The sequence below is a fragment of the Pontiella sp. genome, assembly GCF_041622395.1.
GTDB lineage: Bacteria > Verrucomicrobiota > Kiritimatiellia > Kiritimatiellales > Pontiellaceae > Pontiella.
Genome location: NZ_JBFJYW010000065.1, coordinates 1 through 13978, shown reverse-complemented (window position 1 = coordinate 13978; position 13978 = coordinate 1). Strand labels below are relative to the sequence as shown.

The 13978-nt window shown below is 60.0% G+C and carries 11 protein-coding genes; 8 read left to right on the top strand and 3 right to left on the bottom strand.

The annotated features are described in order from the left end of the window. Positions 1-352 precede the first annotated feature (352 nt). The 4 genes from ABYO54_RS05610 (at position 353) to ABYO54_RS05595 (ending at position 5182) form a co-directional block, all read left to right on the top strand. Positions 353-1798, top strand: coding sequence for an alpha-L-fucosidase (locus ABYO54_RS05610; protein WP_372807261.1), 1446 nt, complete (start codon positions 353-355; stop codon positions 1796-1798). Between the two features lie 82 nt (positions 1799-1880). After that, positions 1881-3395, top strand: coding sequence for a sulfatase-like hydrolase/transferase (locus ABYO54_RS05605; RefSeq protein WP_372807260.1), 1515 nt, complete (start codon positions 1881-1883; stop codon positions 3393-3395). 73 nt (positions 3396-3468) lie between these two features. Next, positions 3469-4656: a putative glycoside hydrolase gene (locus tag ABYO54_RS05600; RefSeq protein ID WP_372807259.1), complete on the top strand. Its 1188-nt coding sequence runs from the start codon at positions 3469-3471 to the stop codon at positions 4654-4656. Positions 4657-4753: 97 nt separating this feature from the next. Then, positions 4754-5182: a hypothetical protein gene (locus ABYO54_RS05595; protein WP_372807258.1), complete on the top strand. Its 429-nt coding sequence runs from the start codon at positions 4754-4756 to the stop codon at positions 5180-5182. A gap of 64 nt (positions 5183-5246) precedes the next feature. Here the strand turns inward: ABYO54_RS05595 and ABYO54_RS05590 are convergent, their stop codons facing one another. Then, positions 5247-5900: a response regulator gene (locus ABYO54_RS05590; RefSeq protein ID WP_372807257.1), complete on the bottom strand. Its 654-nt coding sequence runs from the start codon at positions 5898-5900 to the stop codon at positions 5247-5249. After that, entirely contained in the window at positions 5890-7929 is a 2040-nt protein-coding gene (locus ABYO54_RS05585; RefSeq protein WP_372807256.1) for a sensor histidine kinase, read from the bottom strand. Before ABYO54_RS05585 ends, ABYO54_RS05590 begins: the two co-directional genes overlap by 11 nt. Before the next feature lie 301 nt (positions 7930-8230). Here ABYO54_RS05585 and ABYO54_RS05580 point away from each other — a divergent pair, with 301 nt between their 5' ends. Together ABYO54_RS05580 and ABYO54_RS05575 are read left to right on the top strand one after the other, a co-directional pair. Further along, positions 8231-8917, top strand: coding sequence for a DUF4230 domain-containing protein (locus ABYO54_RS05580; RefSeq protein ID WP_372807255.1), 687 nt, complete (start codon positions 8231-8233; stop codon positions 8915-8917). Between the two features lie 202 nt (positions 8918-9119). After that, positions 9120-9719: a hypothetical protein gene (locus ABYO54_RS05575; RefSeq protein WP_372807254.1), complete on the top strand. Its 600-nt coding sequence runs from the start codon at positions 9120-9122 to the stop codon at positions 9717-9719. Between the two features lie 45 nt (positions 9720-9764). Here the strand turns inward: ABYO54_RS05575 and ABYO54_RS05570 are convergent, their stop codons facing one another. Next, entirely contained in the window at positions 9765-10610 is an 846-nt protein-coding gene (locus ABYO54_RS05570; protein WP_372807253.1) for a peptidase, read from the bottom strand. 209 nt (positions 10611-10819) lie between these two features. On the opposite strand from ABYO54_RS05570, the gene ABYO54_RS05565 reads away from it, so the two are divergent. Next, positions 10820-11881: an epoxyqueuosine reductase gene (locus ABYO54_RS05565; protein WP_372807252.1), complete on the top strand. Its 1062-nt coding sequence runs from the start codon at positions 10820-10822 to the stop codon at positions 11879-11881. A gap of 184 nt (positions 11882-12065) precedes the next feature. Continuing rightward, positions 12066-13978 (top strand): AIR synthase-related protein (locus tag ABYO54_RS05560; RefSeq protein WP_372807251.1); only part of this gene is annotated, 1913 nt, incomplete at its 3' end.

Below are 13978 nucleotides of genomic sequence, written 5' to 3'. Positions count from 1 at the left end.
CAAACAGACGGTGAAAAAGGGCGATGTCATCTCCGCCCGCATTGCCCCGGGCGGCGGCCATTGCATGTGGATCCGGCCGGCAAAATAGGCCGATGCGGTTCCGCTGCGTTTGGACCGGAAGAACCGCTCGTTTCTGGCGGGAGAAGCGGCCGGCAGTGGTGGGCGCGGTGGACGGCGGCGCGCCCTCTCCTGCAAGATTCGCCGCGTAAAAATACCCTTTTCCGGCGATGGATTTATCGAAGCCGAAAGGTTATTTTTTACACTTTGGCAAAGGTTTGTCGCGGGGGGCAGGAGTGATGCGCAGTATACGCCGCCCGATTGGGAACCGGTTTAAAATAAGAAGGAATGGGACATGAAACATAAAAGCATATTGATGGTACTTGCACTGCTGACGCTGAAGCCGCTGACGGGTTTTGCGGATGCGACCGATGATTCCCACATGGATTGGTGGCGCGAAGCGCGCTACGGCATGTTCATTCACTGGGGGCTCTACTCCATTGCCGGCGGCGAATGGAAGGGCAAGGACTACGGCAAGGAACAGGGCGGCGCCAGCGCCGAGTGGCTCATGAACAGCGCCAAAATCCCGGGAGAGGAATATCGCGAAACGTTGGCGCCCAAGTTCAATCCCACGGAATTCGATGCCGCGAAATGGGTCTCGACCGCCAAAGAGGCCGGGATGAAATATATGGTGATCACCTCCAAGCACCATGAAGGGTTCTGCCTGTTCGATACCGATGCGACGGATTACAACGTGATGGATGCCACGCCGTTCAAGCGCGACATCATCAAGGAGCTCGCGGATGAATGCGCCAAGCAGGGCATGCCCTTCGGCGTCTACTATTCCCAGTTCAAGGATTGGTACCACCGCTCGCGCGGCAAAGTCAAAGGCACCATGACCAACCAAGAATATCTGGAACTGGTCCAGAAAAACCTCGACGAGCTGCTATCGAACTACGGCGAGATGGCCGTCCTTTGGTTCGATGTGGGCGGCAACGACGTGATCGAAGCCGACGCACAGGGCGCCCGGGTGCGCGAGCTCCAGCCGAACACCGTCATCTGCAGCCGCCTCTACAGCCGCAAGGTGCCGGTGGACCAGCAGACGTATGCCGACTTCGAATCGCTGCCCGACCGGATGCTTCCCTCGGAGCGCATGGCGGTCGATTCCGAAACCTGCATGACCATGCGCCACAACTGGGGCTACGACCGCACCGATGACGCCTGGAAAAGCACGAAGGACATCGTCGAATTTTTGGCGCTGTGCAGCGCCCGCGGCGTGAACCTTCTGCTCAACGTGGGCCCGACGCCCGAAGGCAGCATGTTGCCGGAAGAGCTCGAGCGCTTGAAGGACGCCGGCGACTGGTTGCAGGTCAACGGCGAGTCCATTTATGGAACGAGTTATTCTCCGGTCGATTTCGATTTCTGGTGGGGCGCCATGACCCAAAAGGATAAGACGGTCTACCTGCACGTCTTGGAGTGGAAGCCGGAGGGCATCGCGTTTAACGGCATCGTCGGCAAACCGGCCAAAGCCTACTTCCTGGCGGATGCGGAAAAGAAGCCGCTGCCGGTGAAGTACGATGCCGCTGGCCACGTCACCACGATCGAAGTTCCCGCGAAAGCCCCGGACGCCAGGAATACGGTCATTGCCGTGGAATACGATGCGCCGGTGGTTGCCGATCCGGAAGCGAAGGGCAGCTACCACTGGTATACCACGCGGAGCAAGCGCCACACCGAGATCAAGAACAGCGAGGGCGCAGGACAGCATAAACTGCCCGGAGCGGTCAAAGCGGCCCGGCAGTAACGCGCACCAAGGCCTTCGAGGAAGTGGAGATGGTCGCGGGGGGGGCGTTTAAATGAGTGGAGCATTCGAAAAAGGAAGCAGTATGAAAAAATATGTGGTTGGAATCTGTGGGTTGCTTGGACTGGCAACCTGCTTTGCGGAATCCCCGAATATCGTCTACATTTTGGCGGATGATTTGGGCTATGGCGATGTGCAGTGCCTCAATCCGGAGCGCGGCAAAATCGCGACTCCGAAAATGGATCGACTGGCCGCGCAGGGGATGGTTTTCACCGATGCGCATACGAGCTCCTCGGTCTGCACGCCGACGCGCTACGGCATCATCACCGGCCGCTATAACTGGCGCACCCGTTTGCAGAGCGGCGTGTTGTATGGTTTTGACCAACCTTTGATCGCCCCCGATCGCCTGACGGTCGCCGGCTTCCTCAAACAGCAGGGCTACAATACGGCCGCAATCGGAAAGTGGCACCTGGGAATGACGATGCCCACCACGGATGGAAATCCCACCCGCGGGAAGGACGCACGGAACGTCGATTGGAAGGGGACGCTGACCGATACCCCGTTCCACCACGGGTTCGATTATTACTACGGCATCGCGGCTTCGCTGGACATGCCGCCCTACATTTACATCGAGAACGACCGTTTCGTTGGAGAAGCGACCGCGATCAAGGAGTTCCATCCCAACCGCAAAGGCCCGGCGCACCCGGACCTCGAGGCGGCGGACGTGTTGCCGGAGATCGGCCGGAAGTCGGCCGAATACATTCGGCGGCAACAAGCGGGCAAGCCGTTCTTCATGTATATCGCGCTGACCTCGCCGCATACCCCCATCGCTCCGTCGAAGGAGTGGCAGGGCAAAAGCCCGCTGGGGCCGTACGGCGATTTCGTGATGCAGACCGATGCGATCATCGGCGGGATTGTGGACGCGGTAGACGCGGCCGGGCTGGCCGACAACACGATCATCATTGTGACCAGCGACAACGGTTGCTCGAAGGCGGCAGGCGGCAAGGAGGGCATCGCCTTTTTTGAGAAACAGGGCCACTATCCGAGCGCGCAGTTCCGCGGTTCGAAATCCGATCTGTGGGACGGCGGCCACCGCGTGCCGTTCATTGTCCGTTGGCCGGCCGCGATCAAGGCCGGCTCGACCAGCGACCAGACGATTTGCCTGACCGACCTGATGGCCACGGCCGCCGATTTGACCGGCTCCAAGCTGCCCGCAACCGCCGGTGAGGACAGCGTCAGCTTTGCGCCCGCACTCAAGGGGAAGCCGATCGTCTCCACCCGCGCCGGCGTGATCCACCATTCGATCGCCGGACGGTTTTCCTACCGCCAGGGCAAATGGAAGCTTCTGATTAGCAATGGTTCCGGCGGATGGACCAAGGAAAAAATGCCGGCCGGCACCGTGGCGCAACTGTATGACATGGAAGCCGATCCCGGGGAACGGAACAACCTTTACGACAGCCATCCGGAAGTCGTTCAACGGCTGGTTGCGCAACTCGAATCGGACGTGGAGCGCGGCCGCAGCACCGCCGGGCCGGAGCTCTCGAACGATGTTCCGGTGCGGTTGAAAATGCCGGCCACAGGCAAGAAGGGCAAAAAGTAGACGCCCGCGTCGGGGCGGGTCCGCCCCCCTCCCGAAGGTTGGACGTTCCGTCACGCTTTGATAGGGATATTATATGAAACCGATCTGCGCCGTTGTCCTACTGGCCGGTTTGCTGGTGTCGCCGGAGCCGCTCCAGGCGGCGAATTCGTTCGCGCGTTCGCCAAACCCGGAGCGGATGCCTTCGTTCAGTTGGGACACGGTCCCTCGATATATGCATGTGCGCAAAGTCACTGCATTTACGCCCGCGGAGGTCGAATATCTGGCCTCGTTCCCCCTGGTCACCTTCGAAAAGACGACCGGCTCCAAGGAGTTCGGCAGCACCGAAGCGGGGACCGAGCAGGCCGCCAAAGCGGTCAAGCGCATCAACCCCTCAACCAAGATTCTCTATTACCGGAATATCCTGGTCCATTACCCGAGCTACCATGAGGATCGGAAACTCGAAAAGATCAAGGGGGCGTTTCTGGTTGATCGGAACGGGAATGCAAAGCTGGTTCGGCAACAGGTCCGGGCCTACGACCTCTCGAACGATGAGGTCCAGGCCTGGTGGCTGGGGAATGCGAAATGGGTCTGTTCCTCCAAATACATCGACGGCCTGTTCGTGGATGGAAACATCAAGGTGCTGGAGCCGGGATATCTCCGGGATCAGATCGGGGCCGACAAAAAGGACGCGGTGATCCAGGCCTATCACAAAATGATGAAGCAGTTGCCGCAGGCGCTGGGCAGCGACGAGCTGATTCTGGCCAACATCATCCGCGCGCGCTTTGACGATGCGGGGCTTGGCTATCTCGGTTATTTCGACGGCTCGTACATCGAGGGTTTTGAGCATGAAGTCGGGCGCATGTCGCGCGCGGATTACGTGGCCAAGGGCATCGAGGCCGTTCAAACGGCGGCGCGTTCCGGCAAAATCATCGCGTTCACCATCGGTACCGGAAAATACGCCGACACCGACATGGATGATAAGAGCCGCAAGACCGACCGGAAAACGGATTCAACCTTCCAGCAGCAGTTGACCTACAAGCTGGCCCTTTTTCTGGTTTGTGCCGAAAAGTATAGCTATTTCATGCTCTCCGATGGGTATGGGGTCGATGGGGGCAACAGCCGGCTTTGGATGAATCCGTTGCCGGAGTATTCCCGCCCGCTCGGCCCGCCGAAAGGGCCTGCGCAAAAGCGCGGCTATGTCTATGAGCGGTCGTTCCAATACGCCGACGTTACGCTCGATATTGAAAACGAAACGGCCAGCATTGTCTGGAAACAGCAGTAGCGGAAGCCGGCGTGCAGATGGATATCGGAAAACGGCCCCCAAGGAGAAATGCAGCAATGTTTTCCTTTCCGACGCCCACTATGGCGACGGTTAAATTTTGGCCGCGATCGATGCGCTCGACGATGCGCCGAATGCCAAAGCCGGCCTCATGTTCCGGGAGTCGTTGGCCGCCGACGCTGCGATGGTCACGGTGCTCCGCGATCCCTCCGGCCGGATGTACATGGTTTATCGGCCAACGCGGGGAGGGGTTTTGACCAAGGCGGGCGTGGCCAATGCCGGCCAGGGGCCTTATGCCAAGCTGGTTCGGAGAGGGGATGTCTTCCGGGGGTACTGTTCCTCGGATGGAAAAAACTGGACGGTGATTGCGGACGCAACCGTTGGGATGGGGGAAAAGATCGAAATGGGAATGGCCGTCGCGTCGCACGATCCCGCGGCCTTGGCCACCGCCACGTTCAGCGGTTTCGAACGCATCGAACCGTCCAGTAAAAAGGCCCCCGAACTCGAAGACGTCGTCGACGAGGAATAGCGAACCCGGCCGGCATCTCCATGAAAAGAACGCTGCGGTTGCTGTTTCGTTAAACGTCGGGGGGTCAGAGCAACCCCGTTTTGTAGGCTTTGTTGACGGCGGCGGGGGCATTGGGCACGTCGAGCTTTTTATAGATGTGGGCGGCGTGGATGGCAACGGTTCGCGCGCTGATGCCGAGTTGGACGGCGACCTCTTTTTTCGCCATGCCTTCCGCGATCAGGGAGAGTACCTCCAGTTCCCGCTCCGTTAATCGGTTTTCTTCTTCCGTTTTGGGCGCGTTTTTTTGCAATAGGTTGAGGAGGAAGCGCGCCACGCCGGTATCGAGGATCGAGCCGCCCTCAACAACCGAACGGATGCCGTCATGGAGCCGGTCGATGGTCGCGGATTTGAGCAAGTATCCGTTGGCGCCGGCGGAGATTGCCGCGAGGACGTCGGCCTCTTTGTCCGACTGCGTCAGGACAATGATTTGGGCGTCCGGCACGGATTTCTTGAACCAGGGGATGGCCTCGTGTCCGGACATGCCCGGCAGATTGAGATCCAGCAGGATGACGTCGGGGGCGTTTCGGGTGGAGAGATCCTGCAGGTTGCGCAGGGCCACCTCCGCCGTGCCGTATTCCCCGGCCAATTCGATGTCGGGGCCGAATGCGAGTGAGCGGGCGAGCGCTTTGCGGTAGGCGGCGTTGTCTTCCACCAGCATGACTTTGATTTTACTTTCCATCGGGTATTCCTTTGGGGGCGAAGAGCGGGGGCGTGCAGCCCGAATGGTGGAGCGTATTGGCGGCTGCGCGGAGCCCGCGGGTATGGAGCCGCAGGGTGATTGCCGTTCCGCCGGTTGGCGGGCATTCCACGGTCAGCTTCGCCGCAAGCAGGCGGGCGCGGCGCCTCAGGGAGGGGGGGATGTTCCCCCGAATGCCGTTTCCGTTGTCGCGGATGCACAGGAGAAGGTCTTTTTTTTCGGCGCTCAGCCGGGTCGAAATTGCCGTGGCATCGGCATGGCGCAGACTGTTCGTGAGGCACTCTTTGTAGAACAGAACCAGATCGATTCGCCGGCGCGGCCGGAGGCGGTCCAGCAGCGTGGGGTCGGCGACCGAAAAGTCGTGATCCAGATCGGCGAGCAACCGCTCGGAAATGCGCTTCATTTCCTCGATGGGGTTTTGGTAGAGGTGGTCGGCTTCGAGCAGGTTGCTGCAGTATCGCGCGGTGGAGCCGGTTTCTTCGGTGAGGTTGCGGATGTCGCCGACGAGTTCGATCAAATCCGCCCATTCGTCGCCGGCATTTTTTTGATCCACGATTTTTTTGGCGGTATCGCCCATCAACCCGATGGCGTGCAGGTTGGCGCCGAGTTCGTCGTGCAGGTTGGCCGCAATGCGTTTGCGGATTTTCAAGATGGCTTTTTGCCGGACAACCAGTTCGAGGAGCAAACCGATAATGGTTCCGGCGACCAGCAACCCGGTCAGCCGGTACATGCGGTTCAGATTGACTTTCTGGCGCTCGTACCGGCGGTTCAATTCGGCGATAACCCGCGGGCGCTCGGTTTCGAGTTGATGGCGCCGGGCCAGCTGACTCATCCAGGTGCGCATCGGCAGGATTTCGCCCAGGGAGTTGTGCCCGTCGGTGATTCGGCGCAGGTTTCGCTGGGCCATGGCGATGCCGGACGTGGTGACTTTTTTGCCCAGCGCCACGTTCCTTCCCTTGGAGAGCACTTCGATTTCGGAGAACCCGACGTCGTACACATTGGGTTCGGAAAAGCTGGGTTTCAGTTCGAGGACATGGAAGCGGATATAGCGGCATTCCGCTTCCGGAAAATTCCGGATCAGGACCGGACCGACATCGAAGACCGATTGTTGCCGGTATTCAAATAGAACCTTTTGATCGGAAAAGTCGGGCCGGTTGGCTCCCGTAACGCGCAGGTGGTTGGGCATTTTGTGGTCGTCCGGAAAGGCGTTCGGGATCAGCGGACCCTGGTTCAAAAAATGGGAATTGATCTGGTTGACGGGATGCGGCGTTTCAAGATCGATCGTCAAGGTGGGCTGTAGGGCCGGGTTGCCGGTTTTAAGAACCGTTCCCTGACTCTCGGCGCCCTGGCCGGAATCCATCAGGTAGGGGACGAATCCGTCCACCAGATACCGCTCATGCCGTCCGGTGTAGCGCCAGGATGTCGACGCCGATACCGGCTGGTGGAGGGCCACGTTTTTCTGGCCGCTGAACACCAGGATTTCGGAGAGATGGAGCGCATAGTCTTGGTCCCAGTCGCGTCTGGCGAGCGTCGTCGTTTCCAATTCGACCCACGAGGCGTTGAGCGGCGGGCAGGATACGACCAGCGGAGCGATGCGGGGTTGCAGGTGGTCGGCCTCGGAGAAGGTGGCCACGACGTTGGTGGTGTGCGGGGTGCCCGCCAGAATGCGGAAGGCCACCGGAAAGGCCTCGGCTTGAATCCCCGTTTTCGGGCTCCGACGGAGCATCGGAACCAGCACGACCTCGTCGATGGGAACCTCGGAGCCCAGCTCGATGCGAATCCGTTCCGCGACATCCGGATTCGGATGTTTTTTCGACTGATACCCTACGGAGCCCGATCCACTGCGCAGGCTGAAATCCGCCAGATGCATGAGCTCGTCGTCAATCGACGCCAGCCGTTGCTTGAGTTCCGGCAGGGATGCGCTTTTGAGCGTTTCCGCCGCGTCGGAGGCCCGGGCCGGAAGGCCGTCCGTCAACAGGATTGCCATCAGTAAAATTAGGATTTTCCGCATGATTCTCCTTGTATCATGGATGGTTTCGCAGGGTAACCCTTTTGTTGGACCGATCGCAACCCAACCCCTTTATCCGCGGGGCGGGGGACTTGGCCGATCCGAAAACTAGATGCCGTGCAATGGGGGCAGCGGGGGGGGGCGCGTCTGGAAAAGGGTCCGGCGCTCTCCGTTTTTCACTGGATACCGGTCCTCGATCCCGGCGGTCCACGCGCCAGGCGTCGGCCGATTCCGTGGAATGGAAAATAGCCTGTACTTGTTTCCGGCGGCTGGATAGCATGTTTCGATATTGAGGTGATATGACATGAACGGTTTTCTGATTGGAATGGCAACGACGCTGGTGCTGGTGGCCGCAATTTGGATTTGGTTGAAGGCCAAGAAGAGGGCGCCTGCGCAAGAGACGCGGGTGTTTTCCAGCATTGAGCAGCTCAAGGCCATCGGCCAGCTTTCGGTCTACAAGGTGCTCACCAAGGAAATCGTGACCGAAACCGACCACACCTGGGGCGAGTTCGGCAACCGCTATCTGAGCTGGGTGCTCAGCGGCAAAAAAATGGCGATGATCTTCGAGTTCGAAATCGACTTCCGCTACAACCTCCAGAGCCCGCGCTTCGAGATCGCGGAAACGGGGCCGGAGGCCTACCTCGTTTCCATGCCGCCGTGCGAGTACGAGGTGCATATCCGCGACATCCGCTTCTACGACGAACAGGGCTCCAAGTTCCTGCCCTGGCTGATCGGCGATCTGACCAAGGGGTTCCTTGGCGGCGGCTTCTCCGAGGAGGACAAAAACAAGCTCGTCGATGCCGCCAAAGGCCACGCCCAAAAACAGGCCCTGGAGCTGATCAACAATATCCAGTCCGAGGTCCAGAAGTCGGCCAAGTCCACCCTCGGCTCCATCAGCCGCGCCTTTGGCGTTTCCGATATCAAATTCAACTTTTCGACCAAGACCGCGACCGAAGTCGAAATCGAAGTCTCCGAAAAAATCGCGTCCTAGCGGCCTTGACCAACCCTCCGGCGGCACCCGCCCATCCCGATGAGGCCGCGTTCGCGATGCTTCCTTCCTCCGCGCCCGTTGTTGCAATCGATCGGCGATCCGTGGTTCCGTCCGAAATCTTTTTGTTGCGAAATTTCCGGTGGTTTGAAACACTTCGTTTGTCGGGGGTTTGCCCGGGATCGTTAACCGAAGGAGATGGGAAATGAAAATCAGTGGTGTTGCAGTTGTCGCGTTCGTGGTCTGTTCTTCCGCCGTTGTGCAGGCGACCGAGTTTATCGGTGAACTGAAGCCATTCGTGGAATCCACCGTCGGCGTATGGATCGTGCCGGATGCCGAGGAACTCGCCATCCGGAGCGGAGTCATGGAGGAGCGGTACGACGGCGAAGTGGCCTTCGTCGGCAATATCAAAGGTGGTCTGGAAGTGGACAACACCGACTACGTGGCCGATCTCGCCGCCGTTGGCGGTTTCTATGCCGGACCCGTCGCAGGGCTGAACGGGGGCATCGAAACCTCGTTCCGGATCAAGGCCGACCAGTGGAACATGACCATCGGGCCACATGTTGGCGTTCATTATTATGCCATGCCGACTTGGATCGGCGATTATGATGATCAGGTCGATCTCGATGGCGACTGGGGATGGTCGGTTGGCCTCAAGGCGACGGTTGGCAAAAAGCTGCGCGGCGTGCTGACGATCGATTATGTCGATCTTGATTTCGATGCCAACGGCAAGAGCGGCGGGGCGGTCTCGACCTCCAAGCTGGACATGCACGGCATCATGATCTGTGGCGGAATCCTGTTCTGATCCTGCGGGTCGTCGCGCGCAAAGGGAGCCGGTGGCTCCCTTTTTTTATTCGTAGGCCCGCAGTATGGCCGGGGTGATGTCGGCCAGCGACTTCAGCGGACGGAAGGCCGCGGCGCGGTCGCCCAAGGCGACGAGCGGGACCGGATTCATCGTGTGGGTGCCGGTGGAGAGGTCTTCGATGTTGCCGTGGTCGCTGGTCAGCAAAAACAGGTGGTTCGGTTGTTCGGCGAAGGCCGCAACCTTGGCCAGGAAGCGGTCGAGCGTTTCCAGGCATTGGAAAACCAACGCCGGATCGCCGGAGTGGCCCGCGCGGTCGGTCAGAAAATATTCAAACAGCGTGAAATCGTTTTCCGCCGCGACGGCAAGCAGGTGGTCGGCGGCGGTTTCCGGGCTGATCAATTCCCCGTCGTAGCCGCGCGTGTGCATGGTCCATCGGGTGATGTCGTGGTTCACCGCCTGGCCGGAAAGCAGCTCCGCCTTATGGCGCACTTCGCCGAGCGCGGAAAGCGTCATGACCGTTGTGACCGATTGGCGGCGCGGCGGGATCATGTGCGGGTCGTCGATCCAGTAGGCGTTCGCAAAGGTCGGCCGCTTGCCGATGCCGCGCAGCTTCTGAAAGAGGTTTTCGCGTTCGATCAGCTCTTTCAGGGCGGGGGGCGGGAAGCCTTCGATGTGCCGACCCATCGCCTGCGGCGCATTCACGCCCGTCAGCAACGTCGCCTGCCCGGTGGCGCTCTGCGGTTTTCCCTCCACGCCCAGGCAGGCATCCAGCGGCGTCGCATTCGCCAGTAACTTTGCCAGTTCCGGATAGCGCGGATCGCGCAGCGGATTCTCCGCCGGATCGCCGGAACCGATGCCGATGCCGTCGATGAAAATGAAGAGGATTTTCATGGTTGCTTCCGTTTTACCTTCTTAAGTGCGGTCTGTTTCCGTCGAAATGCGGCTTCGCGTCGTTCCTGGGTCCACCCTGGTAATTGTCGCTATCGAACATATTCGACAAAATAGGTGCGGACAAAATAATTTGCAAACTCACCGGTGCCGAATAATTTTGTCCGTAATAATTTTGTTAAATCCTCCCCGCCGTGTATTCAGAGAGTTCTATGGTTCATTCAATACCAGATGGTTTCAGTCCGTGGCTCCAGCATGCGGCGCGCGAAATCGGGGCGCATTCGGCGGCGTGCGTGCGGATGGATCATCCCGAGCTGCGGCGTTGCATCGAGCAAAACAATGTGCGGGCGGCGGCGTGGCTCAAAGCCGGGTTGCAGGGCGAGATGGACTATCTCGCGCGCATGTATCCGCAAAAGGCCGATCCGTGGAAAACCTTTCCGTTCGCCAAGTCGGTGATCGTGCTGACCTTTACCAACCACTGGGGCGACCCGGCCGCAACCCATCCCTTTCCACGCCCGGCGGACGATGCCTTGTTGGGCTATGTTTCGGCCTATGCCAAGGAGACCGACTACCACGCGACCGGCCAACGGATGCTCGCCGAGCTGCATGCGATGCTGGGCGAGGGGATGCGTGCCGAAGCGACGGTCGACACCAAGGCGGTCGAGGAGCGCCTTTTCGCGACGGTCGGCGGGCTGGGTATTTTCGGCGGCAACGGCCTGTTGCGCATTCCCGGGCGAACCAACGTCCGCGTCTTTATCGGTTGCCTGTTCGTGGAGGCCGAGCTGCCGGAAGTGATTCGGCCGCCGAAGATGCCGTTTGCCTGCGACGACTGTTTGGCCTGCATCAAGAATTGTCCGACCGGGGCAATCAAATTCAAGCAACCGATGGATGCGCGGAAATGCATCAGCTATCTCACGATTGAGAAGCGCAGCCTTCTAAACCGCGAAGAAAGGGCGATGATCGGCGATTGGTTGTTTGGTTGCGACGACTGCACCACCGTTTGTCCGCCGAAGGATAAAGTGGATACGCGCATCCCGGTCGATCTCGAATGGTTGCTGAAAACCCCGGCGGGCGAGCTGCGCCGCCTATTCAAGGGCAACGCCGTTTCCTATGCCGGCGTGACCCAGTTGCGGAAAAATGCGGTGGTGGTTCTGGCCAAGAGCACGTCGCCGCGTGCGGCGGCGCTGTTGGACTGGGTGCAAAAAAACACAGGCAGCAAGCTGGTCCAGGACCAACTCACTGCCTGCAGAGGAGGAGATGATGTTAGATTTTAGCAGGTTGCATGCCAGTAATGGCCGCCGTATTCGGCGGCCGGTTCCCCGATAAAAACGCCTTGCTCATTTCGTTTGAATTCCTCCTCGTCTGCATTTTCCCGATGTTCTTGGTTTAACCCGTCCGCCTTTACGGCTATTGTCCCCGTTTTGTTTGAAAAAGAACCTAAACGGTTGGAGTGGAAGCATGATTTATCGCATTGAAATCGGTTTGAAGGACGGAGTTCCAGACGCGCGCGGACGCGGCGTCATCCATCGGGCGGCCGGCGCCCTTAAAATGGCGATCGACGAATGCCGTACGCGCGACGTCTACAAGGTCGTGGCCAACATCGACGCCGCGACCGCCGCCGTAGTCCAGAAAACCTTTGCCGATCCGGTCGTCGCCGAATCCGCGATGGATCGTTTGCCCGCCCCCGCGACCTTCGACTGGATGCTCGAAATCGGGTTCAAGCCCGGCGTGACCGACAACGTCGGCCGCACCGCCCGCGGCGCCCTGAAGGATATCGTGGGCCGCGAGCTCGACTGGGAAGAGCAGGTCTACACCTGCATGCAGTATTTCATTTCCGGCAACCTGACCCGCAAAGACATCGAGCACCTCGGCAAGGACCTGCTCGCCAACACCCTCATCCAGACCATCGCCGTTTTCTCGAAGGACGAATGGCTGGCCGCCGCGCCGGACGTCTCGGCCCCGATCTTCGACGACCATCCCGAAATCAAGGTCAACGTCATCGAGCTGCCCGACGACGACGCGGCGCTGATGAAGATTTCGTCCGACGGCATCCTCTCGCTTTCGCTCGAAGAGATGCGCGCCATCCGCAACCACTACCTGCGCGCCGACGTGAAAGCCCACCGCGCCGAGCTCGATCTGCCCGAGTGGCCGACCGATATCGAGCTCGAGTGCATTGCCCAAACCTGGTCCGAGCACTGCTCCCATAAGATTTTCGCCGGCGTCGTCGAATACAAGGACGAAGAGACCGGCGAGAGCGAAACCATCAACTCGCTCTACAAAACCTACGTCAAAGCCTCCACCAAGAAGATCGAGGAATCGATCGACTGGCTGGTTTCGGTCTTCACCGACAACGCGGGCATCGTGAAATTCAACGAAGACATCCACCTCGTCTACAAAGTCGAAACCCACAACTCGCCGTCGGCCCTCGATCCGTTCGGCGGCTCGATGACCGGCATCGTCGGCGTCAACCGCGACCCGCTCGGCACGGGCATGGGCGCGGCGCTGGTTTCCAACGTCTGGGGCTACTGCCTCGGCTCGCCGTTCTACGACAAGGAAATCCCCGAAGGGTTGATGCACCCGCGCCGTATCCGCGACGGCGTGCACGAAGGCGTGATTGCCGGCGGCAACGAGTCCGGCATTCCCTACAGCCGCGGCTTCGAATGCTTCGACGAACGCTACCTCGGCAAGCCGCTGGTCTACTGCGGCACCATGGGCACCATCCCCGTCGAAGTCGGCGGCCGCCCGTCCGAGCGCAAGGAAATCGAAGTGGGCGACTGGACCGTCATGTGCGGCGGCCGCATCGGCAAAGACGGCATCCACGGCGCAACCTTCTCCTCCGAGGAGCTGCGCACCGAATCGCCCGCCCAGGCCGTGCAGATCGGCGACCCGCTGACCCAGCGCAAACTCTACGAATTCCTGCTCGAGGCGCGCGACCTCGGCCTCTTCCGCTGCATCACCGACAACGGTGCCGGCGGCATCTCCTGCTCGTTCGGCGAAATGGGCAAATATTCCGGCGGTTGCGAATGCGATCTCGCCGGCGCTCCGCTCAAGTACGAAGGCCTCCAGCCTTGGGAAGTGCTCGTTTCCGAAGCGCAGGAGCGCATGACCCTCGCCGTTCAGCCCGAAAAACGCGAAGCGTTCGAGGCGCTCGCCAAGCAGCGCGACGTCGAAGTCGCCTTCATGGGAAAGTACAACGATTCCGGCTACTTCACCGTCAAGCAGGACGGCAAGGTCATTGCCAGCCTCGACATGGACTTCCTCTACGAAACCGGTTGCCCGACGCTCGTCATGCCCGGCCGCTGGAAGAAACCTTCGGTTCCCGCGCCGGCCGTCGCGCCCCGGGCCGACTATTCCGAAACGCTCGTCAAACT